The organism is Arenimonas sp. (assembly GCF_044348765.1).
Taxonomy (GTDB): domain Bacteria; phylum Pseudomonadota; class Gammaproteobacteria; order Xanthomonadales; family Xanthomonadaceae; genus Arenimonas.
In genome coordinates this window covers 1-26,926 of record NZ_JBIKSE010000024.1, presented here as the reverse complement: position 1 = coordinate 26,926, position 26,926 = coordinate 1, and the positions used below count along the sequence as shown (strand labels likewise).

The 26,926-nt window shown below is 59.0% G+C and carries 24 protein-coding genes; 12 read left to right on the top strand and 12 right to left on the bottom strand.

The window, feature by feature from the left end; translation table 11 throughout:
- From dnaE to ACIQ0Q_RS05465, 7 genes are all read left to right on the top strand, one after another.
- On the top strand, window positions 1-1,682 hold a 1,682-nt coding region (gene dnaE, locus ACIQ0Q_RS05495; RefSeq protein ID WP_395771947.1), incomplete at its 5' end, for a DNA polymerase III subunit alpha.
- Between the two features lie 38 nt (window positions 1,683-1,720).
- Window positions 1,721-2,680, top strand: coding sequence for an acetyl-CoA carboxylase carboxyltransferase subunit alpha (locus ACIQ0Q_RS05490; RefSeq protein WP_395771946.1), 960 nt, complete (start codon window positions 1,721-1,723; stop codon window positions 2,678-2,680).
- Window positions 2,677-3,960 carry a tRNA lysidine(34) synthetase TilS gene (gene tilS / locus ACIQ0Q_RS05485; protein ID WP_395771945.1) on the top strand — a complete coding sequence of 428 codons (1,284 nt, stop codon included), beginning with the start codon at window positions 2,677-2,679 and terminating at the stop codon, window positions 3,958-3,960. Before ACIQ0Q_RS05490 ends, tilS begins: the two co-directional genes overlap by 4 nt.
- Window positions 3,961-3,963: 3 nt before the next feature.
- Window positions 3,964-4,224, top strand: a complete 261-nt coding sequence (locus ACIQ0Q_RS05480; RefSeq protein ID WP_395771944.1) for an exodeoxyribonuclease VII small subunit — start codon at window positions 3,964-3,966, stop codon at window positions 4,222-4,224.
- On the top strand, window positions 4,214-5,074 hold the full coding sequence (locus tag ACIQ0Q_RS05475; RefSeq protein ID WP_395771943.1) for a polyprenyl synthetase family protein: 861 nt from the start codon (window positions 4,214-4,216) through the stop codon (window positions 5,072-5,074). Before ACIQ0Q_RS05480 ends, ACIQ0Q_RS05475 begins: the two co-directional genes overlap by 11 nt.
- Window positions 5,075-5,160: 86 nt before the next feature.
- Complete coding sequence (locus tag ACIQ0Q_RS05470; protein ID WP_395771942.1) at window positions 5,161-5,586, top strand: hypothetical protein; 426 nt, start codon at window positions 5,161-5,163, stop codon at window positions 5,584-5,586.
- Window positions 5,583-5,804 (top strand): helix-turn-helix transcriptional regulator, encoded by a 222-nt coding sequence (locus tag ACIQ0Q_RS05465; RefSeq protein ID WP_395771941.1) that lies wholly within the window; start codon window positions 5,583-5,585, stop codon window positions 5,802-5,804. The genes ACIQ0Q_RS05470 and ACIQ0Q_RS05465 overlap by 4 nt, the downstream gene beginning before the upstream one ends.
- A 7-nt stretch (window positions 5,805-5,811) precedes the next feature.
- Here the strand turns inward: ACIQ0Q_RS05465 and pmbA are convergent, their stop codons facing one another.
- Complete coding sequence (gene pmbA / locus ACIQ0Q_RS05460) at window positions 5,812-7,164, bottom strand: metalloprotease PmbA (RefSeq protein ID WP_395771940.1); 1,353 nt, start codon at window positions 7,162-7,164, stop codon at window positions 5,812-5,814.
- 27 nt (window positions 7,165-7,191) lie between these two features.
- On the opposite strand from pmbA, the gene yjgA reads away from it, so the two are divergent.
- Window positions 7,192-7,728 (top strand): ribosome biogenesis factor YjgA, encoded by a 537-nt coding sequence (gene yjgA, locus ACIQ0Q_RS05455; RefSeq protein WP_395771939.1) that lies wholly within the window; start codon window positions 7,192-7,194, stop codon window positions 7,726-7,728.
- Here the strand turns inward: yjgA and tldD are convergent.
- Complete coding sequence (gene tldD, locus ACIQ0Q_RS05450) at window positions 7,725-9,170, bottom strand: metalloprotease TldD (protein ID WP_395771938.1); 1,446 nt, start codon at window positions 9,168-9,170, stop codon at window positions 7,725-7,727. The two genes, yjgA and tldD, sit on opposite strands and share 4 nt — an antisense overlap.
- A gap of 130 nt (window positions 9,171-9,300) precedes the next feature.
- On the opposite strand from tldD, the gene ACIQ0Q_RS05445 reads away from it, so the two are divergent.
- Window positions 9,301-9,765 carry a hypothetical protein gene (locus ACIQ0Q_RS05445; protein WP_395771937.1) on the top strand — a complete coding sequence of 155 codons (465 nt, stop codon included), beginning with the start codon at window positions 9,301-9,303 and terminating at the stop codon, window positions 9,763-9,765.
- A gap of 58 nt (window positions 9,766-9,823) precedes the next feature.
- Window positions 9,824-10,942, top strand: a complete 1,119-nt coding sequence (locus tag ACIQ0Q_RS05440; protein WP_395771936.1) for an SMP-30/gluconolactonase/LRE family protein — start codon at window positions 9,824-9,826, stop codon at window positions 10,940-10,942.
- On the opposite strand, the gene ACIQ0Q_RS05435 is transcribed toward ACIQ0Q_RS05440, so the two are convergent.
- The 4 genes from ACIQ0Q_RS05435 to ACIQ0Q_RS05420 all read right to left on the bottom strand — a co-directional run bounded on the left by ACIQ0Q_RS05435 (window position 10,928) and on the right by ACIQ0Q_RS05420 (window position 17,506).
- Entirely contained in the window at window positions 10,928-11,656 is a 729-nt protein-coding gene (locus tag ACIQ0Q_RS05435) for an N-acetylmuramoyl-L-alanine amidase (RefSeq protein ID WP_395771935.1), read from the bottom strand. The two genes, ACIQ0Q_RS05440 and ACIQ0Q_RS05435, sit on opposite strands and share 15 nt — an antisense overlap.
- Window positions 11,653-15,372: a YhdP family protein gene (locus tag ACIQ0Q_RS05430; RefSeq protein ID WP_395771934.1), complete on the bottom strand. Its 3,720-nt coding sequence runs from the start codon at window positions 15,370-15,372 to the stop codon at window positions 11,653-11,655. Before ACIQ0Q_RS05430 ends, ACIQ0Q_RS05435 begins: the two co-directional genes overlap by 4 nt.
- Window positions 15,373-15,438: 66 nt before the next feature.
- On the bottom strand, window positions 15,439-16,926 hold the full coding sequence (gene rng, locus ACIQ0Q_RS05425; protein WP_395771933.1) for a ribonuclease G: 1,488 nt from the start codon (window positions 16,924-16,926) through the stop codon (window positions 15,439-15,441).
- A gap of 1 nt (window position 16,927) precedes the next feature.
- The gene (locus ACIQ0Q_RS05420) at window positions 16,928-17,506 is read right to left on the bottom strand and encodes a Maf family protein (protein ID WP_395771932.1); all 579 of its coding nucleotides are present in this window, start codon (window positions 17,504-17,506) and stop codon (window positions 16,928-16,930) included.
- A 73-nt stretch (window positions 17,507-17,579) separates the two neighbouring features.
- On the opposite strand from ACIQ0Q_RS05420, the gene ACIQ0Q_RS05415 reads away from it, so the two are divergent.
- Both ACIQ0Q_RS05415 and katG read left to right on the top strand, forming a co-directional pair.
- Window positions 17,580-19,199: an alkaline phosphatase gene (locus ACIQ0Q_RS05415; RefSeq protein WP_395771931.1), complete on the top strand. Its 1,620-nt coding sequence runs from the start codon at window positions 17,580-17,582 to the stop codon at window positions 19,197-19,199.
- Between the two features lie 109 nt (window positions 19,200-19,308).
- Window positions 19,309-21,513 carry a catalase/peroxidase HPI gene (gene katG, locus ACIQ0Q_RS05410; protein WP_395771930.1) on the top strand — a complete coding sequence of 735 codons (2,205 nt, stop codon included), beginning with the start codon at window positions 19,309-19,311 and terminating at the stop codon, window positions 21,511-21,513.
- Window positions 21,514-21,560: 47 nt separating this feature from the next.
- On the opposite strand, the gene rlmH is transcribed toward katG, so the two are convergent.
- From rlmH to leuS, 6 genes are all read right to left on the bottom strand, one after another.
- Window positions 21,561-22,031: a 23S rRNA (pseudouridine(1915)-N(3))-methyltransferase RlmH gene (rlmH, locus tag ACIQ0Q_RS05405; RefSeq protein ID WP_395771929.1), complete on the bottom strand. Its 471-nt coding sequence runs from the start codon at window positions 22,029-22,031 to the stop codon at window positions 21,561-21,563.
- A 3-nt stretch (window positions 22,032-22,034) separates the two neighbouring features.
- A complete protein-coding gene (rsfS, locus tag ACIQ0Q_RS05400; protein WP_395771928.1) occupies window positions 22,035-22,463 on the bottom strand; it encodes a ribosome silencing factor in 429 nt (142 codons plus the stop codon).
- Window positions 22,463-23,107 (bottom strand): nicotinate-nucleotide adenylyltransferase, encoded by a 645-nt coding sequence (gene nadD / locus ACIQ0Q_RS05395; RefSeq protein ID WP_395771927.1) that lies wholly within the window; start codon window positions 23,105-23,107, stop codon window positions 22,463-22,465. Before nadD ends, rsfS begins: the two co-directional genes overlap by 1 nt.
- Window positions 23,098-24,135 (bottom strand): DNA polymerase III subunit delta, encoded by a 1,038-nt coding sequence (gene holA, locus ACIQ0Q_RS05390; protein ID WP_395771926.1) that lies wholly within the window; start codon window positions 24,133-24,135, stop codon window positions 23,098-23,100. Before holA ends, nadD begins: the two co-directional genes overlap by 10 nt.
- Entirely contained in the window at window positions 24,132-24,623 is a 492-nt protein-coding gene (lptE, locus tag ACIQ0Q_RS05385) for an LPS assembly lipoprotein LptE (RefSeq protein WP_395771925.1), read from the bottom strand. Before lptE ends, holA begins: the two co-directional genes overlap by 4 nt.
- The coding region (gene leuS / locus ACIQ0Q_RS05380; protein WP_395771924.1) for a leucine--tRNA ligase at window positions 24,623-26,926 on the bottom strand (2,304 nt) is incomplete at its 5' end. The genes lptE and leuS, both read right to left, overlap by 1 nt.

Genomic DNA, 26,926 nt, shown 5'->3' with positions numbered 1-26,926 from the left:
TATTCCAGTTCGAATCCCGTGGCATGAAGGATTACATCAAAAAACTCGAACCCAGCACCTTCGAAGATCTGATTGCACTGGCTGCGCTTTACCGACCAGGACCGCTGAACTCCGGCATGGTCGATGACTTCATCAACCGCAGGCACGGTCGTGCCGAAGTCAGTTATCCGCATGCCAATCTGGAAACTATCCTGAAACCCACGTATGGCGTCATCGTTTACCAGGAACAGGTGATGCAGATCGGACAGGTTCTGGCCGGATATTCGCTCGGTGGCGCCGACTTACTCCGTCGCGCCATGGGTAAGAAAAAACCGGAAGAAATGGCCAAGGAGCGGGTGAAATTCGAGCAAGGCGCTCAAAAAAATGGTATCAACAGCAAAGTGGCGACCGGCATTTTTGACTTGATGGAGAAATTCGCCGAGTACGGTTTTAATAAATCGCACTCGGCCGCTTACGCACTGGTCGCCTACCAAACTGCTTGGTTGAAAACGCATTATCCCGCGCAATTTATGGCTGCCACACTATCGTCGGATATGGACAATACCGATAAAGTCGTGAACTTCCTGCAGGACTGTAAAGGCTTCAACATCAACGTACTGCCACCGGACGTGAACGCCTCCATCCATAAATTCACCGCGCTTGATCGCCATACCATCCGCTATGGTCTGGGTGCAGTCAAAGGGGTCGGTGAAGGGGTCTGTCTGGCCATCGCGCATGAGCGCGAAGCTAATGGTGCATTCAGCGATCTTCTCGATTTCTGCCGACGTGTTGACTCCAGCAAACTGAACCGGCGCGTTGTGGAGGCCCTGATTTATTCGGGCGCGCTCGACAGCCTCGGCAGCAACCGTGCCTCGCTGGCCTTGCAGTTGCCGGAAGTGCTGAAGGCGACCGAACAGATGGCGCGTGAAGCCCAGTCCGGCCAGGTCTCGCTGTTCAGTGCCAATGCATCGGTCAGCATCAAGATTGATTTAGCAAACATCTCCGATTGGCCGCTCGAGGAGCGCTTGCGCCATGAGCGCGATACCCTGGGCTTTTTCCTCAGTGGCCATCCCCTAGACCCGTGGCAGGCCGAATTCAGACACATGGGTCTTTGCCCGCTGTCATCGCTGGAAAAAACCTGGCAGGAACGCAAGGATCGGCGCGGTGAAGCACCGGTGGTAGTGGCCGGCCTGATCAGCCAGATGCGCAAGCGCGGCGACAACCAGGCCTTCGTATTGCTCGAAGACCAAGTGACGGGTCTGGAGTGCGCATTCTTCAGCGAGGCTTATCAGGACTACTCCGCACTGCTGACCCGTGACCGCATTGTGGTCATCGAAGGTACCGTCCGTGAAGATAACTTCAACGGCGGCTTCTCCTTGCGGGCAAAACACTGCTGGGACTTCCAATCCCTTTTGTTGCAGTACAGCAAAGGCATCCAATGCCGACTCGATCTGTGCTGTCCCGACTCCTGGCAGACGCTGCAGACTCTCCTGGCTTCGTACCGGCCGGGTCAGACCCCTGTCCTTCTTCAGCTCAAAACCGCAACTGCAGAAGGCCGTCTACGCACACCATCGACGCATTCGGTCCGCTGTGAAGCGGCGCTGATTACGCAGTTGCGAGCGCTGGACGGCGTTGCCGAAGTGTCTCTGGCCTTGAATAAGCCTTGGTCTACCGTTACCGTTGTGGCCGGTGCGGCCTTGTAGGCTTCTGCTAAAATACGCCGAACCGTCCGAGAAGTGTCATGAATCCCAATTTCCTTGATTTCGAACAACCGATTGCCGACCTGGAAGCCAAAATCCAGGAACTGCAACGCGCCAGCCAGGGGCCGGGCGTCAATATCGAGCTGGAAGTGGAAGGCCTGCAGACGAAACTCGAACAGCGTACTGCCGAGATTTTCTGCAAGCTGAGCCCCTGGCAGATCTCACAGCTGTCCCGGCATCCACAACGGCCCTACAGCTTGGATTACTTCGAACTCATTTTCGACGAATTCCATGAATTGGCCGGTGACCGCGCCTTCGCCGATGACGCAGCTATCGTAGCGGGACTGGCACGTTTGAACGGCCGCGCCTGCATGGTGATCGGCCAGCAGAAAGGACGCGACACCAAGAGCAAGGTCAAACGTAATTTCGGCATGCCGCGGCCTGAAGGCTACCGCAAAGCTCTGCGCCTGATGAAAATGGCGGAACGCTTCGGCCTGCCCCTGTTCACCTTCATCGACACCCCCGGCGCCTATCCAGGAATCGGCGCCGAAGAACGCGGACAATCCGAAGCCATTGCTCGCAATCTACTGGAAATGGCGGAACTGAAAATTCCGGTGATCTGCACGGTCATCGGCGAGGGCGGTTCCGGTGGCGCCCTCGCCATCGGCGTCGGCGATGCCACCTTCATTCTACAATACAGCACCTATTCGGTGATTTCACCGGAAGGCTGCGCGTCCATTCTCTGGAAGAGCGCCAGCAAGGCCGAAGAAGCGGCGCAGGCTCTGGGTCTGACGGCACAGCGCCTGCTGGAACACAAGCTAGTCGATAAAATCATTCCCGAACCGCTCGGCGGCGCCCATCGCAATCCGGCCGCGATGGCCGAAACCCTGAAAGTAGCCATCTGGGACGAGCTCCAGCATCTGGAATCGCTCTCGCTCGAGACCCTGCTCGACCGCCGCTACCAGCGTCTGCGGGCCTGCGGCGCGTTCGAGGTCGCTTGACCGAACGCCTGCCCGTCACGCTGTCTGATCCGCCCTCGGCGCGGATCTGGGTGGGCTTCAGCGGGGGCCTGGATTCCACGGTTTTACTGCACTGGCTGCAAAAGAATTTGCCCTCCGGCTTTTGCTTGCAGGCCATTCACATCCATCATGGTCTGAACCCGGCGGCCGACGCCTGGACCGCACATTGCCAAACGGTCTGCGACGCGCTCGGCATTGCACTTTATATCGAACGCATCACGATTGCCAATGTCACGCGCAACATCGAAGCGCAGGCACGTGCGGCACGTTACGCGGCATTCGCATGCCATGTGAATGCCGGCGACACCCTGGCGCTGGCGCACCATGCCGATGATGTGGCGGAAACCCTTTTATTGCGTTTGATGCGCGGTTCCGGAACCGAAGCCTTGGGCAACATGAAGGCGCATTCCCGATACGGCGAAATGCAGATCTGGCGCCCGTTGCTCACGATGCGGCGAGCCGACCTGCTGGCCTATGCCGAGACCAATGCGCTGCAATGGATCGAGGATGCCAGCAATGCTGATACCGGTTTCGACCGCAACTTCGTGCGTAGCGAAGTCCTGCCGCTGCTGGAATCCCGCTTTCCGAATGCCACCGCCCGCCTGGCCCGCAGCGCGGCATTGATGCAGGCCGATGCCGTGCTGCTGCAGCCGATGATCGCGGACCAGCTTGCCCGCTGCACTGGCCCGCAGGGTCTGCAATTGGCCATACTCATGGCGCAGACGCTGGAACTGCAGGCGCACCTGCTGCGGACCTGGCTGCACGACAACGGACTGGCGGCGCCGGGCGCAGAAGCCCTGCAGGAATTCCTGCGGCAACTGAATTCGCATGAAACTGACGATGACACCCTGCTGGATGGCCCGGATTATGCCATACAAGTCTGGGATAGCACGCTGATGTTGCGTACCAAGACGGCAACAGAATCCGATGACACTGCTTTGGATGTGCTGTGGGACGGTCGTGAGGCCCTGCCGCTGCCGCGCGGCGGTCGATTGAGCTGGCAAGGGGATGCGCCGTTTCCGGTTTGTGTCCGTTACCGCCGGGGCGGCGAGCGCATCCGTCTGCCTGGACAAGCCATGCATCACAGCGTCAAGAAACTGCTGAGCAGCCGCGTTCCGCCCTGGCAACGCGCGGCCCTGCCCTTTGTTTATAATGAGCAGAACGAGCTGCTGGCAGTCGGCGAGGTGCTGATTTCCGCGCAGCTGGATGATCTTTCACGCCAACACGGCCTGCGCCTGCATTGGCACAGCGATAGCGAGTAAGCCATGAGCAAAACCCCGAAAGTTCCAGAAGCCTCCCCGGTCGCCGCCTTCGAAAAGTCACTGGAAGAACTCGAACAGGTGGTTTCGGCCATGGAGCGCGGCGAACAGAGTCTGGATGAATCGCTGGCCGCCTATGAACGCGGCATCGCCCTGTACCGGCAGTGCCAGAGTGCCTTGGAACAGGCCGAGCAGCGGGTGACCCTGGTCAATAATGCCGCCAATCCCGAACAGCAGATGCCGTTCCGCGAAACCGATGCCGACTGATAACGAACACATCGAGTGCGTTCTGGACGGCGCCTTGCCGCCGGAAAGCCTTGCCCCGCAACGCCTGCACCGCGCCATGCGATATGCCACACTGGATGGCGGCAAGCGACTGCGCGCGCGTCTGGTGTATGCCACCGGTCGGCTGTTCGGACTGAGCATGACTCAACTCGATTCAGCCGCAGCGGCCGTCGAGATGATTCACGCCTATTCGCTGATTCACGATGATCTACCGGCCATGGACGATGATGATCTGCGTCGCGGCAAACCGACGGTACACATTGCCTTCGACGAAGCCACCGCCATTCTGGCCGGTGACGCACTGCAAGCTTTGGCCTACGAAACCTTAGTGCGCGCCGAGTGGCCGGACGCCGCCAAGCTGGCCGCTTTGCGAGAACTCATAAGCGCCTCCGGTTCGCGTGGCATGTGTGGCGGTCAGCAGCTCGATATGGACGCCGGCGGAAAAACACTTACGTTGGCGGATCTGCAGAATGTGCATGCACTGAAAACAGGCATGCTTATCAAGGCCGCCATTCGCCTACCGGCAATTGTTGCCGACGCCGACAGTGATGCGCGTGCTGCCTTGGACGCCTTCGCCGACGATCTGGGCTTGGCGTTCCAGATTCAAGACGACATCCTCGATGTGGAGGCCAGCACCGAACAACTGGGCAAATCGGTCGGTAAAGACGCGGCGCAGGCCAAAGCCACCTACCCGGCTCTGCTGCGACTGGACGGCGCCAAAGCCCTGCTTTCCGAACTGGCTGAACGCATGCCACAGCACCTGTCCGAATTCGGCGACCGCGCCGAGGCCCTGAGCACACTGGCGGCCTTTGCCGTGGCGCGAAGGAATTAGGCCAGCCTCTTATTGACAAGCACGATTAACCTTATGTATATTTTATTTAACATAGAGTTAAATTAAAAATACCTAAGGAGTGTGCAATGCCGTACCGTGAAAAAGTGGCCTGGTTGTCCTTGCTGTCGATGCTGGCGGTGTTTATCCCCTACTTCACCTGGTCTTCGATGCACCCGCCCGGCCCGGAAATTCCCAATCTCAAACAAATGGCCCTATATGCCGTGACCTCCCTGTCCTGGGCGGCGATTCTGGGCATCGGCCACCTGCTACTGCGCCGTAGCGCGCCCGGCGAAGCCACACTGCCGATGGACGAGCGCGACACCGCCATCGCCCATAAAGCCCGCGGCTACGCTTACGGCGTGCTGATTACCGGCATGATAGTGGTTGGCGGTTTCATGCCCTTCACCAATGCCGGCTGGGAAATCGCCAATACCGCGTTCTTCATGATCGTGCTGGCCGAAGCCGTGTTCTCGACCAGTATCATCCGTGCTTACCGCAGGCAACAGGCGTGAGCGGGGTGATCCGCAATAAAATCCGCACGCTGCGCTTCATGCAGGGCGAAATGTCGCAGGCTGAACTCGGCCTGCGCATCGGCTTGACCCGGCAGACCGTGGCCGCGATTGAAGCGGGCAAATATGCACCCTCGTTGGAAGCCGCGTTCCGCATCGCCGATGTGTTCGGCGTGCCGCTGGCTGAAGTGTTTGAATGGGATGCAGCCGCGCAGGAGTGATTGGCAACTAATCGGCCGAATCGTTTCCCGCCACGGTCATCCGGCCGATCAGTAGCGAGCCGACCTGCACGTGCGAGCGGGTATCGACATCATCGCCGATGGCTTCGATGGCCGGCAGCATCTGCGCCAGATTGCCGGCGATGGTCAGTTCATCGACCGCATACTGGATTTCCCCGTTCTCGATCCAGAACCCGGCCGCACCGCGTGAGTAATCGCCGGTCAGGGTATTCACACCCTGCCCCATCAGTTCGGTGACCAACAGTCCGGTGCCCATGGCCTTGATCAGACTCTTCAGATCGCCGGCATTGGCGCTGACTTTAAGGTTATGCACGCCGCCGGCATTGCCCGTGGATTGCAGGCCGAGCTTGCGCGCGGAATAACTGCCGAGCAGATAGCGCTGGATGACGCCGCCGGACACGATGGCGCTGGCCGTGGTGGCCACGCCTTCGGCATCGAAATAGGCGGAACGGAAACCGCGCGCGATGTGCGGGTTTTCATACAGGTCCAGCCATTCCGGAAAAATGCGGCGGCCGATGGAATCCTGCAGGAAGCTGGCCTGCCGGTACAGACTGCCGCCGGACACCGCGCCGAGGAAGGAGCCGATCAGACCGCGCGCCAGTTCCGGCGCGAACAGCACCGGATACTGCCCGGTTTTCACCGACCTTGGATTCAGCCGGGCGGCGGTACGTTCGGCCGCTTTCAAGCCGATGGCGCGGGCCGGATCCAGGCCCTCGAACTGCAGCGCGGTGGAATACCAGTAATCGCGCTGCATGGATTGCTCCTTTCCGGCGATCAGCGAACAGCTGAGCGAATAATGCGTGCTGCGTTCGGCGCCGAAGAAACCGTGCGAGTTGGCGTACACCGCGGTGCTATGGCCGCTGTTGAAACCGGCGCCATCGGAATTGCTGATGCCCTGGGCATTCAATCCGGCGGCCTCGCATTCCAGTGCCAGGGCAATGCCCTGTTCGGCGCTGATCTCACTGGGATGCCACAGATCAAAATCCATTGACACGGTCGCCAGACGCTCGATATCGGCCAGACCGGAAGCAACATCGGCTTCGGTATAGCGCGCGATGGCACAGGCCTGCGCCACGGTTTCGCGCAGCGATTCGGGGCGCAGATCGGCGGTGCTGGCGGTGCCCTTGCGCTGATCGACATACACGGTGACGGCCACGCCCTGATCGTTGGTGCGCTCGACGGTTTCCACCTCGCCCAAACGAACATTGGCGGAAAACCCAGTGTCCTGCGACAGCGAGACCTCGGCCTGATCGGCACCGCTTTGGCGGCAGAGACTCAGGACCTGCTCGGCCAGGGTGTACAATGGCTGGGCATAATCGGGATCGGTGGGCATGGTGTTCATGGTCTTTTGCCTGAATTCGGACGTGTGATGACGAAACGTGGTGTGGATGAAGAAACCGGAGAGTTCTTAGGCCCCAGTCGCGGCGAAGAACGCCGGGCCGCCTTGGCGGTGCTGGAACTGGCCGCGCGCATGGTGGAAGTCCCGATGGCGCGCCTGATGCAGATGCCGGTCTCGGAGGAGATGCTGGGCCACATCGGGTTCTGCCAGAAAATTACCGCGCAGATCGCCAAAAAGCGGCAGCTGCAGTACGTGGCCAAGCAGATGCGCAAGGAAGATCCGGAAACCCTGGATGCCTGGCGCGCCCTGCTCAACTTCGACAAAGCCGACGTGCGCCGGGAAGTGGCCGAGACGCACCGCATCGAAGCCCTGCGCGACCAACTGATCGCCGGCGATGCCGCCGCACTGACCCGCTTCATGGCGCAGTTCCCGCACGCCGACAGCCAGCACATCCGCCAGCTGATCCGCAACGCGCAGTTCGAAAAAACCAAAAACAAACCGCCGCATGCCTACCGCGAATTGTTCCGTGTGCTGCGCGACGTGCATAAGGAGTCGCCCGCCGATTAGGCGTTGGTTCCGCCGACGGTCATGCCGTCGATTTTCAGGCTCGGCTGACCGACGCCGACCGGCACGCTCTGCCCGTCTTTGCCGCAGATGCCGACGCCGGCATCCAGTGCCAGATCGTTGCCGATCATGCTGACTTTATTCATGGTGTCCGGGCCGTTACCGATCAGCGTGGCGCCCTTGACCGGCCGGGTGATTTTGCCGTCTTCGATCAGATAGGCTTCCGAGGCGGTAAACACGAATTTGCCCGAGGTGATGTCGACCTGGCCGCCGCCGAAATTCGGCGCATACAGGCCTTTCTTCACCGAGGCGATCAATTCCGCCTGCGGCGTATCGCCGGCCAGCATGTAGGTGTTGGTCATGCGCGGCATGGGCAGGTGCGCGAAGCTCTCGCGCCGGCCGTTGCCGGTCGGGGCCACGCCCATCAGACGCGCGTTCAGGGTGTCCTGCATGTAGCCGCGCAGGATGCCGTCTTCAATCAGCACATTGTATTGGGTCGGCGTGCCTTCATCGTCCACGCTCAGCGAACCGCGGCGTTTGGCCAGCGTGCCATCGTCCACGATGGTGACGCCTTTGGCCGCCACGCGCTCGCCGATGCGGCCGGAATACACCGAAATGCCCTTGCGGTTGAAATCGCCTTCCAGGCCATGGCCCACGGCTTCGTGCAACAGCACGCCGGGCCAGCCGGAGCCGAGCACCACCGGCATCACACCGGCCGGAGCGTCGATGGCGTCCAGATTGACCAACGCCTGGCGCAGGGCTTCATCGGCGATGTCGAACGGGCGCTTGCCGCTGAACAGTTCGGCGTAATCGAAACGCCCGCCGCCGCCGGCATAGCCGGATTCACGCCGGCCGTTCTGCTCCACGATCACCTGCACATTGACCCGCACCAGCGGCCGGATATCGGCGGCCAGCACCCCGGCGGAATTCAGCACCAGAATGCTGTCGAGCGCACCGGCCAGACTGACCGTCACCTTGATCACCCGTGCTTCTTTGGCCCGCAGATAGGCGTCCACGGCGCGCAGCAGAGCCACTTTCTCGTCGGCCGGCATGCCGGCAATCGGGTCGATGCCGTCGTACAGGGCTTTCGGAGCCGCGCGCACGGCCGCCACCTTGTGCGCCTGGCTGGCACCGCTGGCCGAAATGGCGCGGGCGGCCAACGCCGATTCGCGCAGGGCGGCGGCATCCATGGCGTCGGAATAGGCGAAGCCGGTCTTCTCGCCGCTGACCGCACGCACACCCACGCCCTGCTCGATGGAGTGCGCACCGTCTTTCACGATGCCGTCCTCGAAGGTCCAGTTCTCGCGTTTGCTGTGCTGGAAGTAGAAATCGCCGAAGTCGATGCCGGGGCCCATCAGGTCAGCCATGGCATGGTCAATGCCGTCCAGATCGAGGTTGTAGGGGGTGAGCAGTTGCGCGCTGGCGCGGGTCAGAATGTCAGTCATGGCCTATTTTAACAGGCTGGGGCGTGAAGGGACTGAATCCGGGGTTTATCCGGTCCCAGTATGTGCTAATAATACGGATATCGCTTCCAATTAGGGGCATAACCTAGTGCAGTACAGCAGAGCGTACGTCATGATCGTAGATATCGGCACCATTCTCGAATGCAGTATCGACGAGGCGATTGTCCATGCGAAGTCGCCTCGGCTGCTGGAATTCGTCGCCGCGCCCCTCGTTCGCTTCGTTCCAGTAAGTCCGCTAGTTTTTCCTGAAGCATGGTCCGCCGGAAAGTATTTAGTGTCACTCCGTCTTCTTGGTGTCGTTCCCTTCGGCAAGCAAGCAATCGTGATATCGATGCCGCCTTCGGAGACTGGATTCAGCTTGCGTGACGCCGGCTATAGCGCTATTGTCAATACTTGGGATCATCTCATTCGCATCACACCTCACGGAAGTGGCTGCTACTATCGTGATCGAGTCGAAGTCCGTGCGGGACTGCTTACGCCAATCATCTGGCTTTTCGCTCAACTTTTCTATAGGCATCGCCAGCGTCGTTGGCGGGCACTTGTCAAAAAAGATTTCGACTATGGATCATCCGTTTAAGGCGATCCACCCGAGCCACCAAAAAAGGTGAATTGATGACATCCGGAAAACTGGCGGGATGAGAGCGTTACTAAGATTGCTGTTGGTCATGTTGATCGTGCTGGTGGCGTATCTGTGTTTCTGGCCGGTGCCTGCTGAGCCCAAAGTATGGCGCAGCGTGGCGGTACCGGGCTATGTCGGCGTACATGCGCCGAACCGGCGCTTGGCCGGATTGCAGTCCATCGCCTTGAACGGCGATAGTGGCCCCGAGCATGTCGCTCTCGGTCCGGACGGCCTGCTGTATGCCGCGGTGGCCAGTGGCCGCATTTTGCGCATGAATTCTGACGGTAGCGGGCTGTCGGTATTCGCCGACACCCGCGGACGCGTGCTCGGTTTCGATTTCGATGCCACCGGCAATCTGATTGCGGCCGACGCCCTGAACGGTCTGCTGTCCATCGACACCACCGGCAAAGTGCGCGTGCTGACCAACACGGTGGCAGGTGATCCGATCCGCTATGCCGATGCGGTCGCCGTGGCTGCCGACGGCAAACTCTATTTCAGCGATGCCTCGCGCCGCTTCGCACCGGCCGACTGGGGCGGCACCTTCGAAGCCAGCGTGCTCGACATCCTCGAGCAATCGGCCACCGGCCGCATTCTGGTGTATGAACCGGCGACGCGCAGCACGCGTGTGCTGGCCAATGGTTTGAGTTTCGCCAACGGCGTGGCGCTCAGTGCCGACGGCCGGCATCTGTTCGTCATTGAAACCGGGCGTTCACGCATCTGGAAACTGGATGTGAGCGCGCGTGATCTGGATGTAAGCAGTGGCAACACGCAGGCCGTGGTGCTGTTCGACAACCTGCCCGGCTATCCGGATAATCTGACCCGTGGCCGCGACGGCCGGATCTGGGCCGGGTTTGCCAAGCCGCGCAACACCACGCTCGACACGCTGGCCGACAAACCCTTTCTGCGCAAACTGACCCTGCGTCTGCCGCGCGCCTGGTGGCCGATTCCCAAACCCTACGGGCATGTGTTCGCATTCACCGAAGACGGCCGCATCGTGGCCGACCTGCAGGATCCCGACGGTACCTATCCGGAATCGACCGGCGTCACCGAAACCGCGGAGCGCCTGTACATCCAGAGCCTGCATGCCGGGTATCTCGGCTGGATGCCGAACCCGCTTAACTCAGGGCGTGATTAAGTCGTACAAAATGCGCCGATCGGTGGCATCCAGCATCTCGTGTTCTTCGCCGCGGAAGCGGCGGCTGAAGGCACGCACCGCAGCCGGCAGATCGCGGGTGTCATAACCGAAAGTCTGCAGTGCCAGCACGGCGTCGAATTCCGGCGGCGGCTCCGGCAGATCAGCCGCATACCAGACGCCGAATCCTGCCTGCGATAATTCCTGCCAGGGAAAGCGCGCGCTCGGATCGCGCTTGCGGGTCGGCGCCATATCGCCGTGTGCGATCACGGCATCGCGCGGAATGGCATGGCGCGTGCACAGATCGGCCAACAGGGTCTTCAGTGCGGTCATCTGTGCTGGCGCGAATGCTTCCGTGCCGTCGTTGTCCAGCTCGATGCCGAGCGAGACAGAATTTAGATCATTGATATCGCGCCAGCGGCCGCCGCCGGCATGCCAGGCGCGCTTGCTGTCGGACACCAATTGGAAAATACGGCCGTCTTCGGCAATCAGGTAGTGCGCGCTGACTCTTCCGCCGCTGTTTTCGGTTTTCAGCACACGCAACGCGGCTTCAGCCGAGTCCATTTCGGTGGCGTGCAACACAATCAGACGCGGCCGGCGCTCGTCGAAATTTTCCGAGGGCGACCACTGTGCCAGCGGATTGCGCGGCGCCTGATGCACGCAGGCCGCGAGCATCAGCAACGGCAGGGTGATCAACAGGCGGTAAAGTCCGCTCATTTGCGCTCACCGCCGCTTTGCTTCGAAACTTCGGGTTCTTTCCATGGGCCAGTAATCTGGTATTCGGTCGCCGAACCTTCCTTCAGCGGTTTGTCGAGCACGGCTTGCGCCACGACGCCGGCCGCGGCCCCCAGCGGACCGGCAGTGGCGGCGCCGATAATCGGCAGGATACCGCCAGCCTTGGGCTGTACCAGGACACGCTGATCGAAGCGCTCGTTGACCAGATCGGTGCTGCCGCTGATGCGGATGTCGGCCGCGGGCGCATCGATGCGCAGACTCTGGGTGGTAGCGATGCCATTGGCGAAACGGAATTCCCCTTTGATGGAATTGAAGCCGAGGCCTTTGTCGGTCAGATCATTGAAGTTCAAGGACAGCCGGCGCGGCAACTCCGCCAGACTCATCAAACCCAGAAGCCGACCACCACCGGCCTTCACTTCCGGAAACTGACCCTCATCAATACGCAGATCAAGCAGACCGTTGAAGCCGGCCAGACTAAAATCCATCGGCGCACCGTTCCAAACTCCGCTCAGCTTGGCCTCGGTTTTGCCTCGACGGATGGCACTGCCGTATTTCGCAGCAGTAAGTAGCTTGCCGATATCCGGACTGCTGATGTTAGCCTGCAGCGAGGTACGTGCCTGCGCGCCTTCGCCCTGCCAGAGGCCGCTGGCACTGGTACTGAGCATAGGTGATCGGGTACTAAACCTCTGGATCAGTAGGCCCTGTTTGGCGGGAATGGTCTGCATCTCGCTACGGCCCAGGAGTACATCTCCGAAACGGAGATCCTCGATCAGGAGGTGGATCGGCGGCAAGACCGCCGGATTGCCGATATCCACGGGCTGCATGGCTATAGGTGCTTTCTGCGTCGGCACGCCAGCTTGTGCGAAGTAAACGCGGCTGAACTTGGCATTGATCGGAGCATTGGCAGCTTTCGGTATGGTCAACAGGCCGTCCAAGCGCTGTCCGTTGGCACGAACACCCATCGCTTCCGGAACCGGTGCCAACTGAAGACGGGTTAGACCGAAGTCCTCGCCCATCAGACGCAGATGATTCACACTCAAATCGAAACTCTGCAGATCATTACCTTCACTGGATTTATTTGCCAAGGCCAACCAGGCCGGCGCATCGAATTCATCACTGACACCGCGCACCGAGAAGCCGCTACTGGGAATAGCACCCTGGGTCTGCGCACCGAATAGTGCAATTCCCGCCATCGGCTTGTCTGTTGGTTTTTTCAGTAACATGCGGAATCCAGAACCGAGCCGGAATTCAATCACGCCCTTGTCGGCCGGAAGATTGGTACGCAACTGAAATGCCTGTGCCGCCACGGCCGGTTTGTTCAGTGGCACCGGCAAGCGTATCTCGGTACCCATCATGTTCGATTGCGCATTCAACAATACCTGAGCCTCGGCACTATTGCGTGCCTTCGGCATGATGATGTCGAACTGCCACTGGCTTTGTCCGTTCAATACGCCTTTCAGATCGGCCAAGGACCGGTCATAGCGCAGCAGGGTGTCGGTGTGGAAAGGTCCAGCAATAGCAGCCTCAACGCGATTACCGGCATCTTTGACATGGCCCGAGCCAACATATAAATCCAATGACACCGGATTTTTATCCATACGGCCACGGATTCTGGCAGCGCTGAATCCCTGGTTATCAAAACGTGCGCGGCCGGCCGCATCGGACATAGCGAGATTCCAGTTCGGCGAGCGCACGGTAAGGCCGCGCAGATCGATGTCCCCGTTGATGCGATTGAACGCCAGACCTTTCTTCAATGGAAACAGCATACGTACATCGGCGCTGACCGGGCCACTTCCAGTCAGGGCGGTAACCGCATCGCCGACTTTCGTTTTCAATGGCGTCTTTTGCAGAACCGGCATCAACCTGGCGAAATCCGTGTCGGTATGTACATTGATGGCCAGTTCCGAATCATGAAAGCGTGCGATGCCACTGGGTTTGATCTGGACTGGGTTGCCAAGGAAATCCGCAGTCCCGGTGGCGGAAAACCCAGGGCCGTTGAAATCGGCGGCAAGCACGGCGTTTTCAGCAGCCGGCCAATCGGCGGCGAATTTCATTTGATCCGCAAGCACGGTGGCGGTCGCACTGAAACGCCCGTCCTTATTGACGAACGGCCAATCGGCCAAATCGCCGCTGACGATTACCGAACCATCACGAACTACGCCTTTGACCAAGGCCATGTCAAGCCAACGGATGCTTGCCTCAGGCATTAGATGACGAAGCCAAAAGTCTTTGGCAGTAGCGAAATCGAAGGGGTCCAACCGTGCCGCTAGATTCAATAGCGGCGCTGTGCGGCCAGCCATGAAGTGCATTTCGGTATCGAGCTTCAAGACCATGCCCTCGCCTTTCCATCCCAGATCACGCGCTCCGAGCACCCAATCTGGGCCCGATCGCCACCAGGCCAGCGATCCATCAAAACGGCTGGGCACTTTGCGGCCGAAGGATACCGGCCAATCTAGAACGACAGGCTTGTCAGCAAAACGCAATACGCCGCCGCGCTCATCGGCATTCAAAACACCGGAAATTCCCTGGAAGCCAGGTGCGTTGCCAATAGGCTTGAAGCCGATATCGTTGCCATAGCCGGCAGCGCGCCAGCGGCTGAAATCGATATGACCACCGGCTTTGACCGCGCTGATCTGTCCGCGGATGCCGGCACGATTCAGCCAGGCATCCAGATTCGGCAGCTGGCCTTTGGCCAGTGGCGTAATCACCGTAAAGGGATTCAGTGCCACTTCGTTGGCCTGTGCCGCCCATCGTTTCGAATCGGCAATCACCCGAACATCACGGATACGCTCACTGCCACCACCTTTGTCAAAACGGATTTCAGGAATGAAAGCTTGCCAACCATCGACGCTACGCTGCCAGAGCCATTGGCCGCGGACGTCATCGAACAGCGTCTCTTTGCTAAGACGAAGGCGTTGCGGGTTTGGCTTGTTTTGCACCAGCGCCAGATTAGAAATCTGCACACGGCCATGAACACGAATGATTCGACCGCGATCCATTTGTGCCCAGACATCGAGATCAGTTTCGGATTCAACTGCCGGTACTTTCAGCCCTGGAAACAAGGCCAGCCAGTAGCCGGCATGCAGCTTGTCGCCACCACCCCACAAACGGCCGCTCATGTTTTGGCGATCCAGTTCTGCAACCAATTGCAGTGGGGAATCACCACGGCGTGCTTCGGCACGCAGACCGACGCGCAATTGCTGTCCTTGCACGCGCATACGCATATCGATGCGGGGTATCCGGATGGCCGGATGGCGGTTCGGATGAATCACCAGATCGGAACGCTCCAGCTGTAACTCACCAAAGCCGGACAGTACATCCAATACATCGACTTTGCTATTTTCTTGACGTGGCAAACCCAGGAGCTGCCAGCTGTCATCGGGCAGTTGCTGTAACCGCAGATGCAGATCCTTGGCTTTGAGTTCGGTCAGCGGATGCCCCGGAAGCAGGCCGGAATAGACAGCTACCAGCAGTTCGGCACGCGCGATTTCCACGGCACCACCACCCTGACCGACACGCAAACCGGTTAGACGAATACGTGGGCCTCGGCGTGTCCATTCAGTACTGCTATGCTTGAAACTGACCGGTTGTCCGACACGCTCCGTCAACCAGACCTGGACACGTTCAGGATTTTTTTCGATGAATGGCAGCAGCATATTCGCGACGCTGACCAAAAGCGCGGCAAGGATTAAAAACACCAGAAAGCCATATCCGGCGGTGCGTCGGGTAATACGTAAAGTGCGGCGCAGCGAACTCGGCATCGGTCAGGACAGTACCACGTCGAATTGGTCCTGAGCATACTGTTCATCGGGCTGGAAGCGGATGTCCTTGCCGATGAATACCTCCAGTTCGGCCACGGCCGTGGATTCCTCTTCAGTGATTTTCGCCACGACTTTCGGAGCGGCCATTACCATCACCTTATCGGCTTCGAACTGCCGGACCGCACGTGTGACCTCCCGGAAGATTTCATAGATGACCGTTTCCGCAGTCTTGATATAACCCCGTCCGCTACAGGCCGGACATGGCTCGCAGAGCTGGCGTTGCAGGCTCTCAATGGTACGCTTGCGGGTCATCTCGACCAGGCCCAGTGGCGAAAAATCATAGACCGTAGTCTTGACATGATCGTTGGCAAGTCCTTTTTCGAGCGTGCGCAGAACCTGACGCTTATGCTCAGCATCATGCATGTCGATGAAATCGATGATGATGATGCCGCCCAGATTACGCAGACGCAGTTGCCGCGCGACGGACTGGGCGGCTTCAAGATTGGTCCGGTAAGCAGTTTCCTCGAGGTTTTTCTGGCCAAGGAAGGAGCCGGTATTGATATCGACCGATGTCATGGCCTCGGTCTGATCGAACACCAGATAACCTCCGGATTTCAGGGGCACCTGTTTGTCGAGGGCGCGGCTGATTTCGTCCTCGACTCCATACAGATCGAAGATCGGTCGCTCTCCGGAATAATGCTGGATACGGTCGGACAATCCCGGCATCAATTGCTGCGCGAAACCATGGACTTTATCAAGGGTCTCGTGAGAATCAATGAGCACGTTTGCGGTTCGTGCATGTAACAGATCGCGCACTGCTCGCATCGGCAAGGACAGGTCCTCATAGATGCATTCACCGACCTTATGGCTCTTTGCGTGCTGCCGCAGCACGGCAATGGCACGGTTCAGATAGGCAATGTCCTGCTCGATGTAAGCGGCGTCGATGCCCTCGGCATTGGTACGCACGATATAGCCGAAACCGTTGGCATCGGCATGGCTCTGTACCAGCTGTTTCAGACGCTGACGTTCGCTGTCATCATCGATACGGCTGGAAATGCCAACCCCCTGCGAATCCGGCAACAGCACAAGATAACGCGATGGAATCGAGATTTCAGTGGTCAGACGAGCGCCCTTGCTGCCAATCGGATCCTTGATCACCTGCACCACGATTTCCTGGCCTTCATGCACCAATGACGTAATCAACGGCTGGGGGCGTACCTCGGGCACCACCGGTTCTCCGGCAAAGCTTTGGTTCGCGGGCGAAACGATATCGGATGCATGCAGGAAAGCCGCGCGCTCCAGACCGATATCCACGAAAGCCGCCTGCATGCCGGGCATGACTCGTTGCACACGACCCTTGTACAGATTACCCAGAACGCCGCGACGCGAACTACGCTCGATATGCAGTTCCTGCAACAGACCGTTCTCGATTACCGCTACGCGTGTCTCGCGCGGAGTGACGTTGATCAGCAATTCTTCATTGGATGTCATATCATGCTGACCAAAGAGGAATACCGAAGTTCCGCAGCAATATCGAGGTTTCGTGCAGCGGTAGACCCATTACTCCAGAATAGCTGCCGGTGATGCCGGCAATGAAAGCCGCCGCCCTGCCTTGAATAGCATAGGCTCCGGCTTTGCCGAAGGGCTCACCCGTGGCGATATAGTCTGCAATCTCCCTGTCCGTCAATTCGGCAAAGCAGACGTCGGTACTGACTGTTGCTGAACATTCGCGACCGGATGAAACCAGCCATACTGCGGTATGGACCTGATGCGTTCGGCCAGACAAGCGGCGCAGCAAGGCAGCTGCCTGATCGGCATCGGCCGGTTTGCCAAGAACATTACCATCGATAACCACATCGGTATCGGCGCCGAGCACAACGGCCTGCGCCTGCCCGCCCAGCTGGAGCAGGCCGGCGCCTGCTTTTTCACGGGCGACACGATTCACATACTGCTCCGGGCTTTCCCCAACCTGAAGCTGCTCGTGTACCGTGACATTAATGGTTTCGAAGCGGACACCCAGCTGGGCCAGCAGTTCCTGTCGTCGCGGAGATTGGGAAGCCAGATAAATCATGCCGATGCCGTTAAGTTATAATATAGGGGACTGACAATGCTACAACCGTCCGAAAACGGCCATAGGAACTCTCATGCACCTTTCTTTCCGTATTCTACTTTGCTTTAGCGCTCTGCTGTTGTCGGCTCCGGCTCTGGCCACAGATAATGGCGAAACGGCTGAACGCTGGTTCCGGCAAGGCGCCGAAAGGGCGCATCAGCTCGGCGCCGGGAATGCCAACGCCAAAAATATCATCCTGTTCATTGGCGACGGCATGAGCCTGACCACGGTTTCAGCCGCGCGCATTTACGAAGGTCAGCAACGGCAGCAGACCGGCGAGGAAAACCAGCTGAGTTTCGAGCGCTTCCCGTATACCGCCTTTAGCAAGACCTACAATACCGACAGCCAAACGCCGGACTCTGCCGGCACCATGACCGCGATGATTACCGGCGCCAAAACCCGCATGGGCTTTCTGAGTGTCGGCCAGATTCCGACGCGCGGCGATTGTGCGGCTGGCTTGAAACAGCCGCTGACCAGCGCTGTGACACTGGCCAAAGCCGCCGGTCTTTCCACCGGCGTGGTCACCACTACCCGCATCACCCACGCTACTCCGGGAGCCACTTATGCACACTCGCCGGAGCGCAATTGGGAAAGCGATGCCGATATGCCTGCCGCGGCTAAAGCTCAGGGCTGCAAAGACATCGCGGCGCAATTGCTGGAATATGCCAGCGGCACCGGCATCGATGTGGTAATGGGCGGCGGTCTGAACAAATTCCTACCGCCCTCGGCCAAGGATTACCGAAACGCCAAGGGTTCGCGCAAGGACGGCCGCAACCTGATGGCCGAATGGCAGAAACTCCAGCCGGCCACCGCCTTCGTTTACAGCGCCAGCGCGCTGGCCAAACTCGACCTCGGCAAGACCGGCCGTCTGGTCGGTCTGTTCAACGGCGACCACCTGAGCTATGAGTACGACCGTGTTGCCGACAAGGAAGACGAGCCGAGCCTAGCTGAGATGACCCGATCCGCCATCAGCCTGTTAAAGAAAAACCCCAACGGTTACTTTCTGATGGTCGAAGGCGGACGCATCGACCATGCGCACCATTCCGGCAATGCTTTCCGCGCTTTGACCGATACCCTTGCCTTCAGTGACGCCATCCACGCCGCCACGGAACTGACTTCCGACAAGGACACCCTGATTTTGGTGACTGCCGACCATGCCCACACCATGAGTTTCGTGGGTTATCCGCAACGCGGCAACCCAATTCTCGGAAAAGTTTTCGGTAAATCGAGTGAAGACGATCCGCCGAGCCTAGTCAAGGATCTGCTCGGCAAGCCCTACACCACCTTGGTGTATGCCAACGGCCCGGGTTACGTGGGTGAAAGCAGTCTGCAACCGGCCGGCAGCAAAAATTTCCCGCACAATCCCGGCGGCTACTTTGAGCCCGCGACTGGCCGTCCCGATTTGACCGAGGTCGATACTGAGCATCCGAACTTCATGCAGGAGGCTTTGGTGCCGACCAATTCGGAAACCCACGGCGGCGATGATGTCGGCATTTGGGCCAGCGGCCCGGGCAGCGAGGCGGTCCGCGGCAATCTCGAACAGAATGTGATTTTCCATCTGCTCATCCAGCCACAGCCGATGATTCGTAAGTACTTGTGTGCAAAGGGATATTGCGATAAAAATGTGCCAATCAAATTACCGAAAGTTGACTGACTTCTTAACAATAGCCCCTGCCTATTGATTTTATAAATTTAATTAATTGGATAAATGGCAATAATAAGCGCAACATCGTAGTGTCCCTTTAACCCACCAGGAGAGCACCATGTCTACTGAATCGAAATGCCCCTTCCATGCCGCCGGTGGCGCACGTGCCACGCACGGCGCTCAATCCAACGCCGATTGGTGGCCCAATCAGCTGAATCTGTCCATCCTGCATCAACACCAGCCGGTATCCAACCCGATGGATCCGGATTTCGATTACGCCGAAGCCTTCAAGAAGCTGGATTACGCAGCGCTCAAGAAAGACATGGCGGCGCTGATGACCGAATCGCAGGACTGGTGGCCGGCCGACTGGGGTCACTACGGCGGCCTGTTCATCCGTATGTCCTGGCACGCCGCCGGCACCTACCGCACGGCCGATGGCCGCGGTGGCGCCAACACCGGCAACCAGCGTTTTGCCCCGCTGAATTCCTGGCCGGATAACGGCAATCTGGACAAAGCCCGCCGCCTGCTGTGGCCGCTGAAACAAAAATACGGCAATGCCATTTCCTGGGCTGACCTGTTCGTTCTGGCCGGCAACGTTGCCATGGAAACCATGGGCTTCAAGACCTTCGGGTTCGGTGGCGGCCGCGCCGACATCTGGGCACCGGAAGAAGACATTTACTGGGGCGCCGAAAAAGAATGGCTGGCCACCAGCGACAAAGCCGACAGCCGCTACAGCGGTGACCGCAATCTGGAGAACCCGCTCGCCGCGGTGCAGATGGGCCTGATCTACGTCAATCCGCAAGGTCCGGACGGCAAGCCTGACCCGGTCGCTTCCGGTCATGATGTCCGTGAAACCTTCGCACGCATGGCGATGAACGATTATGAAACCGTGGCCCTGGTGGCCGGCGGCCACACCTTCGGCAAAATGCACGGTGCCGGCGATCCGGCCTTGGTCGGTGCCGAACCGGAAGGTGCGCCGATCGAAGAAATGGGCTTCGGCTGGATCAATAAATTCGGCAGCGGTCATGGCATCCACACCACCACCAGCGGCTTTGAAGGCGCTTGGAAACCGAACCCGACCACTTGGGACATGGGCTACTTCAAAGTCCTGTTCAAGTACGAATGGGAACAGATCAACAGCCCGTCCGGTGCCATCCAGTGGCGCGCCAAGGACGTCGCTCCGGAAGACATGATTCCGGACGCACACGATCCGAGCATCAAGCACCCGCCGCAGATGACCACCGCCGATCTGTCGCTGCGTTTCGATCCGGCTTATGAAAAAATCTCGCGTCACTTCCAGGCCAATCCGGAAGAGTTCGCCGACGCCTATGCCCGCGCTTGGTTCAAGCTGACCCACCGCGACATGGGGCCGAAGCGCCTCTACCTCGGACCGGAAGTGCCGGCCGAAGACCTGATCTGGCAAGATCCGATTCCCGCAGTAAACCACGCCCTCATCGACACCAAAGACGCCACGGAGCTCAAAGCGAAGATTCTGGCTTCGGGTCTGTCGGTCAGCGAACTGGTCAGCACCGCTTGGGCTTCGGCCTCGACCTTCCGCGGTTCCGACCGTCGCGGTGGTGCCAACGGCGCCCGTATCCGCTTGGCACCTCAGAAAGACTGGGAAGTCAATCAGCCGGCACAGCTGGCCAAAGTACTTTCTGCGCTGGAAGGCATTCAAGCCGCATTCAATAGCAGCGCGTCCGGCGGCAAGAAAGTGTCGCTGGCTGATCTGATCGTACTGGCCGGTAATGCCGGTGTTGAAGCCGCCGCCAAGGCTGCTGGCAATGCCGTCGACGTCCCGTTCAGCCCGGGCCGTACCGATGCCAACCAGGAACAGACCGATGCCGAATCGTTTGCCGTACTGGAACCGGTAGCCGATGGTTTCCGCAACTACCGCAAGAACGCCTTCAGCGTTTCTCCGGAAGAAATGCTGATCGACAAGGCCCAGCTGCTGGGTCTGAGCGCGCCAGAAATGACCGTGCTGGTCGGCGGCCTGCGCGTTCTCGGCGCCAATGCTGGTGGTTCCAAACACGGCGTGTTCACCACCCGTCCGGGCCAGCTGAGCACCGACTTCTTCACCAACCTGGTGGATATGTCGACGGCCTGGACACCGGTCGGTGACAACGCCTACGAAGGCCGCGACCGCAAGACCGGCGCCGTGAAGTGGACCGCTACCCGCGTCGATCTGGCCTTCGGTTCCAATTCGCAACTGCGTGCCATTGCTGAGGCATATGCTCAGAACGACAATGCAGGGAAATTTGTCAAGGATTTCGTCGCGGCCTGGAACAAAGTGATGAACGCCGATCGCTTCGATCTGACCTGATTCCGGGTGTTCCAAATGAAGAACGGGCCGTTTCGACGGCCCGTTTTTTATGCGCGATGGTAAGGATGATTGGCCAGCAAACTAGCAGCCCGATACAGTTGCTCCGCGACAATCAATCGCACCAACATGTGCGGAAGGGTCAAGGCGCCGATAGACCAGCTTTCATCGGCCTTGGCCGCAACCTCCGGGCTATGGCCCTCGGGCCCACCGATCAGGAATGCCAGATCCCTGCCCTGCTGCCGCCATGCTTCCAGACGTTGTGCCAATGCCTCCGAGGAGTGATTGCGGCCACGGCCGTCCAACAGCACCACGTAAGTATTTTTTGGCAATGCAGCGATAACACGCTGCCCTTCATCGGCTTGTGCCCGGAAAGCATCCCGGCCCTTGCCACGGATTCCGGGAGTGATTTCGACCAATTCAAAAGGCAACCAGTGTGACAGCCGTTTCTGGTATTCGCCGAAGCCTTCGGCAACCCAGTCGGGTGCGCGTTCACCCACGGCGATTAAACGCGCTTTCATGGCTCAGTTCAGTGCATCGCTCTCGGGTGGCTGGTCACCGACCGTCCACAGACGCTCGATGGCGTAATACTCGCGAACGCGCGGCAGCATGACGTGCACGATGACATCGCCCAGATCAACCAGAACCCACTCGGCTTCGGAGGCGCCTTCGACACCGAGCGGCATTACGCCGCACTTCTTGGCGAACTTGACCACTTCATCGGCGACCGATTTGACATGCCTGGACGAGGTGCCGGAAGCGACCACCAGATAATCGGCGATACTGGTCTTGCCACGCACATCGATCTCGACCGCGTCCTTCGCCTTCATTTCCTCGAGCGCCAGATGTACCTGCTTGAGCAGATCCTCCGGAGCCGGGATGGGATTCGGCAATTGGGTTTTGATGATATGGGCTTGGGTCAAGAGGCTGTCCTCGGATGCACGGCCGATCATTATACCCCTGAACTATAAAGCCCGTGCCGTTGGATGTACTCGGAAACCGGCGGGGCTAATACACTATTCATATTCCGACCGGCCTGCAGGCCCATGCGAACTTCAGTTCCCGACTCCGGACGCAAGGCCGTCGGAAGCAGGTAAATCCGACCGGCCGGTGTCTGCGAGAGCGGCTCCGGCGTCGCTTGCCAACGACCACGAGTGACATGCGCCAAAACGGCGTCGGCGTCAACGACATCACGCCCAGGACGCCGGACCACAATGAAATGGCACAGGTCGAATAGCTCCCGCCACTGGCGCCAGGACGGCAGGCCGAGAAAGGAATCAATGCCGATTAACCATGCCAAGGGCTGGTCCGGACCGTGCTCTTCGCGAAGCTCGCGCAGCGTCAGCACGCTGTAAGATTTTCCGGGCCGATACAGTTCCCGACGATCGCAACTCAGCCCGGAATGCCCGGCAATGGCCAGTTCCACCATGTCGGCGCGCTGTTCAGCTGTGGCCGAGGCCGACGGGCGATGCGGTGGATCGGCACTCGGCAACAGAACTACTCCGGTATTGAAAGCCGACTGCACAGCCAAGGCGATAGCCAGATGGCCGTTGTGCACCGGATCGAAGGTCCCGCCGTAATAAATACTCAGGTACACACCGACACACGCACGCGTGATTTGGCATCGGCCCATTGCACCAAAACACGCTCCAGTGACACCCAGGGATCACCGCCAATTCGGCCCTTGGACATGCGATCGACATCGGCCAGCTGGCGGCACAGTTCATCAAACAAACGGCTGCTGCCGTGATCCAACATACGCAGCATCTGCGCCTGCTTGGCCTGCCAGAGCTTATCGGCCTGCATGGCGGCCTGAGCGCGCCGGCCTTCCTCTTGGATACGCGCGTAGTAGGCCAGATTGAGCAGCTCCTTGCCAACCATCGGCACCAGAGCCGGAATCTGTTCACCCTCGGCACGCAGGCCACGCAGGATCCGGCTGGCACGTGCGAAGTCACGCTCGTAACAGGCATCAATCAGCTTGAATACATCGAAACGGCTGCTGTCAGCGACCCACTGCTGCATCTGCGCGGCAGTGACTGCACCCTGCACACCCTGCATCGCCAACTTGTCGATTTCCTGGTTCGCAGCCAGCAGGTTGCCTTCCACGCGTGCCGTCAGAATCTGCAAAGCCTCCGCATCAGCCTTGATGCCTTTTGCCGAAAGACGACGGTTGATCCAATAACCGATTTCACCGGGCTTGATTGGCCAGGCAACCACCAACTCGCCCAGGGTTTCGATCGCTTCGGACCATTTGCCACCGTGTTTGTTGCTCCAATCCTGGCTGGTCACCAGCAGTACCGTGTCGGCTGGTGGCGACTGGCAGAACTCGAGCAAAGCCTGTGCACCCTCTTTGCCCGGCTTGCCTGTGGGTAATCGCAAATCGAGCAGGCGCAGAGTAGCAAACAGACTCATGCTGGCACCGTGCTGATGCAGATCGTTCCAATCAAACCCACCTGCATCAGCATCGATAACGATACGTTCGGAATAGCCGTTCTCGCGGAGTCTTTGGCGCAGGGCGTCGGCAGCTTCCTGAACCAACAAGGCTTCGGCGCCCGCAATCAGATATACCGGCTTGATCGGGGCCTTGGCCAGATTATTCAGGAAGGAATCGATGCTTAGGCTCATAGTGGCCGAGATAGCAGCACGATATTGGTGCGACGCAGGATGGCCCGGATCATTTCCTGCTGCATTTCGCGTTGTAGGAGCTCCTGCTCGGCGGGACTGCCAGCGGAGGTATTGATGTCATAGGTGAATTCGCGGCGCAGTTCAACCGCCTGTTTATCAATCAGGATGGCGCCTGCGGCGTCGGTCAGCGAGTATTCAACACGGTAGCGGGATACGTATTCACGAACCTGCGCGAACTTATCCAGCGACAAGGGTTTGGTTTCAATGGTTTCATCGGCAATGGTGATGGTGTAACCGGCTTGACCGGCCTCAGCCAAAGGCACACCGGAGGAACTGAGCACGCGCTCGATGTTGTCGGCCAATGGACTGTAAGGATTCTTGGAATTTACCGTGAACGGTTTATCGGTGGCGGCCATCGTCACGACATTACTCGGTTTGAAGCCGCAAGCAGCAAGCAGTAGAACCGGCAACAGGACCAGAGCACGCATCAGGCGGCACCCACGATATTGACAATTTTGTTCGGCACGATGATGATTTTTTTTACCGACAGGCCTTCCAGAAATTTGACGACATTAGGCTCCGCCAGTGCCTGCGCTTCAATCCACTCCTTACCAGCACCGGATGGCACTTCAATGGTAGCACGGAGCTTGCCGTTGACCTGAACTGCCAGCGAGACGCTGTCGCGCAAGAGCGCGGAAGGATCGACTTGCGGAAAAAGGAGGGTTTCCAGCACAGTTTCCGGTCGGCCAAGCTGTTGCCAGAGCGTGTGCGACACATGTGGCGTAATCGGATTGAGCAGCAGCACGGTAGCTTCGAACAGCTCCTGAAGCAGCGCACGTTCATTAGCGTCTTTGGGCGTGAACCGTGAAGCCGCATTCAGCAATTCCATGACGGCAGCAATGGCGGTATTGAATGTCAGGCGGCGACCGTAATCATCAGCGACTTTGTGGATGGTTTCATGCAATTGGCGACGAAGCGATTTGGCATCCGAGCCAAGTGCCGCAGCATCCGGCATGCCGGCGGCCGGACCTTCAGCCACATGCTTCTGGACCTGATTCCAGAGTCTGCGCAGAAACCGATACATGCCTTCAACGCCCGACTCACTCCAGTCCAGACTCTGTTCCGGTGGTGCCGCAAACATCGAGAACAGGCGCACGGTGTCGGCTCCGAATTTATCGACCATCACCTGCGGATCGACGCCGTTGTTCTTGGACTTCGACATCTTTTCAGTCCCACCGATTGATACCGGCTGCCCATCGGCAAGCAGCGTAGCACCGGAAATCTTGCCACGCCCGTCGGTATCGATGGCGACTTCGGCTGGGTTATACCAGGTTTTCGAACCATCCTCTTCGGTACGGTAAAAAGTGTCGGCGATGACCATGCCCTGACAGAGCAGATGTGTAGCCGGTTCATCGCTGTGCACCAGACCGGCATCGCGCATCAGCTTGTGATAAAACCGGAAATACATCAGATGCATGATGGCATGTTCGATGCCACCGATGTAATGATCGACCGGCAACCAGTAATCGGCGCGCTGGTCGACCAGATCCTGTGCCCCCGGCGAGGTATAACGCGCGTAGTACCAGCTCGACTCCATAAAAGTATCGAAAGTATCGGTTTCGCGTTCGGCGGCACCGCCGCATTGTGGACAGCTAGTTTTGCGCCATTCAGGATCCGTCTTGATCGGTGAACCGGTGCCGGCGAAAGCAACGTTTTCGGGAAGACGTACCGGCAACTGATCTTCGGGAACCGGCACTGCCCCACAGCTGCCGCAATAAATCATCGGAATCGGACAACCCCAGTAACGCTGGCGTGACACGCCCCAATCACGCAGACGGAAATTGACACGGTGGGCGCCCTGCCCGGCATCCACCAATTGGAATTTCAAATGGGCAAAGGCCTCGGCATAACCCTTGCCATCCAGCGCTCCCGAGTTGATTACTCGCATGCCATCGGCGGTTTTGTCGCCATACCAGTCTTGCCATGCCTCGGTACTGTAGTCGTGGCCCGGAACGGCAATGACCTGCTTGATTGGCAACGCGTATTTTTGGGCGAATTCGAAGTCGCGCGCATCATGGCCGGGCACCGCCATCACCGCGCCGGTCCCGTAGCCCATCAGCACGAAGTTGGCGACCCAGACCGGCACTTTTTCGCCTGAGATGGGGTGCGTGGCATAAACACCGGTGGCCATGCCTTTCTTTTCCTGGGTTTCCACTTCCGCTTCGGAAACACCACCCTGCTTGCAGGCGACGATGAAGTCGGCCAGTGCCGGATTGGTTTCTGCGGCTTTTTGCGCCACGGGATGCTCTGCGGCGACGGCCAGATAGGTCACTCCCATGAGAGTGTCGGGGCGTGTGGTGAATACCGTCAGGTTCTCGCCGTATTCGACCTCAAAGCAGATTTCCAGGCCTTCGCTGCGGCCGATCCAGTTGCGCTGCATGGTCTTGACCGAATCCGGCCAGCCACTGAGCGTGTCCAGACCATCCAGCAATTCCTGCGCGTAGTCGGTGATCTTCAGGAACCATTGCGGTATTTCGCGCTTTTCCACCAATGCGCCGGAACGCCAGCCGCGGCCATCGATGACCTGCTCGTTGGCGAGCACGGTCTGATCGATCGGATCCCAGTTCACCATCGAATTCTTGCGGTAGACGATGCCTTTTTTATACAGACGGGTGAACATCAGCTGTTCCCAGCGGTAATACTCCGGGGTGCAGGTCGTCAGCTCGCGCGACCAGTCGATGGCATAGCCCAGGCTCTGCAGCTGGCTGCGCATATGATCGATGTTGGCGTA